The sequence below is a fragment of the Aquamicrobium sp. YD-1-mutant5 genome, from assembly GCF_059509755.1.
This window is the reverse complement of sequence record NZ_JCAKKP010000038.1, coordinates 2,501-5,670: the sequence shown is the minus strand read 5'-3', so window position 1 is coordinate 5,670 and position 3,170 is coordinate 2,501. Positions and strand designations below refer to the sequence as shown.

General features: G+C 53.8%; 2 rRNA genes. Both read right to left on the bottom strand.

The annotated features are described in order from the left end of the window. Window positions 1–26: 26 nt before the first annotated feature. Window positions 27–141 (bottom strand): 5S ribosomal RNA (gene rrf, locus AC5XE7_RS20635). Window positions 142–340: 199 nt separating this feature from the next. Continuing rightward, window positions 341–3,146, bottom strand: a 23S ribosomal RNA gene (locus tag AC5XE7_RS20630). Window positions 3,147–3,170 lie beyond the last annotated feature (24 nt).

Sequence of the window (3,170 nt, the reverse complement as noted above, 5' to 3'; positions counted from 1 at the left end):
AGAGAAGATTTTCATGCGTTTTGCAGACCTGGCAGCGACCTACTCTCCCGCGTCTTTAGACGAAGTACCATCGGCGCTGGGGCGTTTCACGGCCGTGTTCGGAATGGGAACGGGTGCAGCCGCCCCGCCATGACCACCAGGTCGGCAAAGCGCATGTTAATTGAGAAGCTGTTTTGTGCTGATGTTTTGCGTGTCTGTTTGGTCGCCTCTTCAGCCGTGAGGCTGCAAGGTCGACCGACCGTCGGCGCTTATGCGCCGCGCCCGCGCAGCTTGCGCCCTTCAGGGCGCTCAGCGTGAGCGATAACAGACATCGCTTTAGCGATGAACATAAGGAATGAGAACGATCAAGCCTATCGAACTATTAGTACCGGTAAGCTTCAAGCGTTGCCGCTCTTCCACACCCGGCCTATCAACGTGGTCGTCTTCCACGGTTCTCAGGGAATACTCGTTTCCAGGTGGGTTTCCCGCTTAGATGCCTTCAGCGGTTATCCCGTCCGTATATAGCTACCCTGCTATGCGGCTGGCGCCACAACAGGTCCACCAGAGATACGTCCATCCCGGTCCTCTCGTACTAGGGACAGATCCTGTCAATATTCCTACACCCACGGCAGATAGGGACCGAACTGTCTCACGACGTTCTGAACCCAACTCACGTACCGCTTTAAATGGCGAACAGCCATACCCTTGGGACCTGCTCCAGCCCCAGGATGCGATGAGTCGACATCGAGGTGCCAAACAACCCCGTCGATATGGACTCTTGGGGGTCATCAGCCTGTTATCCCCGGCGTACCTTTTATCCGTTGAGCGATGGCCCTTCCACACGGGACCACCGGATCACTATGACCGACTTTCGTCTCTGCTCGACTTGTCAGTCTCGCAGTCAGGCAGGCTTATGCCATTGCACTCGACGACCGATTTCCGACCGGTCTGAGCCCACCATCGCGCGCCTCCGTTACTCTTTAGGAGGCGACCGCCCCAGTCAAACTACCCACCATACATTGTCCCGGGCCCGGATAACGGGTCGCGGTTAGACATCCATAGTAATAAGGGTGGTATTTCAAGGGTGGCTCCACCAAGGCTGGCGCCCTGGCTTCAAAGCCTACCACCTATCCTACACATGTCACTACGAATGCCAATGTAAAGCTATAGTAAAGGTGCACGGGGTCTTTCCGTCTAACCGCAGGAACCCCGCATCTTCACGGGGAATTCAATTTCACTGAGTCTATGCTGGAGACAGCGGGGAAGTCGTTACGCCATTCGTGCAGGTCGGAACTTACCCGACAAGGAATTTCGCTACCTTAGGACCGTTATAGTTACGGCCGCCGTTTACTGGGGCTTCGATTCAAAGCTTGCACCTCTCCTCTTAACCTTCCAGCACCGGGCAGGCGTCAGACCCTATACGTCGCCTTGCGGCTTCGCAGAGCCCTGTGTTTTTGATAAACAGTCGCTACCCCCTGGTCTGTGCCACCCTCATCTACTTGCGTAAACAAGGGTCACGCTTCTTCCGAAGTTACGCGTGCAATTTGCCGAGTTCCTTCAGCATAGTTCTCTCAAGCGCCTTGGTATACTCTACCAGTCCACCAGTGTCGGTTTCGGGTACGGGCTATAAGGAGGAGCTATTTCCCGGGACCGCTTCACTGCCAGATCAATCCAATAAGACCTGACAATACACGCGATCCGTCACTACCTCCAGGCTCACGAATATTAACGTGATTCCCATCGACTACGCCTTTCGGCCTCGCCTTAGGGGCCGGCTAACCCTGCTCAGATTAACTTTAAGCAGGAACCCTTGGACTTTCGGCGGGGATGTCTCTCACACCCCTTACGTTACTCATGTCAGCATTCGCACTTCTGATACCTCCACCGCCCCTCACGGGTACGGCTTCATCAGCTTACAGAACGCTCCGCTACCGCTCGTCTTACGACGAACCCTAAGCTTCGGTGCATGGCTTTAGCCCCGTTACATTTTCGGCGCAAAGACCCTTATTTAGACCAGTGAGCTGTTACGCTTTCTTTAAATGATGGCTGCTTCTAAGCCAACATCCTGGTTGTTTTGGGATCCTCACATCCTTTCCCACTTAGCCATGACTTGGGGACCTTAGCTGTAGGTCAGGGTTGTTTCCCTTTCCACGACGGACGTTAGCACCCGCCGTGTGTCTGCCGACTAGTACTCCCCGGTATTCGGAGTTTGGTTAGGATCAGTAAGACGGTGAGTCCCCATAGCCCATCCAGTGCTCTACCCCCGGGGGTATTCGGTCGACGCTCTACCTAAATAGATTTCGCGGAGAACCAGCTATTTCCGAGTTTGATTGGCCTTTCACCCCTAGCCACAAGTCATCCCAAACTATTGCAACAGTTACGGGTTCGGTCCTCCAGTACATGTTACTGTACCTTCAACCTGCTCATGGCTAGATCACTCGGTTTCGGGTCTAATGCGACGAACTGAACGCCCTGTTCAGACTCGCTTTCGCTGCGCCTACACCTACCGGCTTAAGCTTGCTCGTCACACTAAGTCGCTGACCCATTATACAAAAGGTACGTAGTCACCCAGGACGAACCTTGGGCTCCTACTGTTTGTAGGCAATCGGTTTCAGGTACTCTTTCACTCCCCTTGTCGGGGTGCTTTTCACCTTTCCCTCACGGTACTAGTTCGCTATCGGTCATGCACGAGTACTTAGGCTTGGAGAGTGGTCTCCCCATGTTCAGACAGGATTTCACGTGTCCCGCCCTACTCAAGGACTTATGTTCGCATTACGCATACGGGGCTGTCACCCACTACGGCCCTCCTTTCCAGAAGGTTCTGCTTGTCTCACATAAGCCACTGGCCTGGTCCGCGTTCGCTCGCCACTACTAGCGGAGTCTCGGTTGATGTCCTTTCCTACGGGTACTTAGATGTTTCAGTTCCCCGCGTTCGCCACTTTACCCCTATGTATTCAGGGTAAGTTACCTAATATCGATACTTGGAAACCACAGCAGCAAGTTGCCCTGCTGCTCTGATTTTCCAAGTACCTTAGGTGGGTTTCCCCATTCGGAAATCTACGGATCAAAGGGTATTCGCACCTCCCCGTAGCTTATCGCAGCGTATCACGTCCTTCATCGCCTGTGCATGCCAAGGCATCCACCAATTGCCCTTAAGACACTTGATCGTTCTCATTGCCAATGCTCATCAG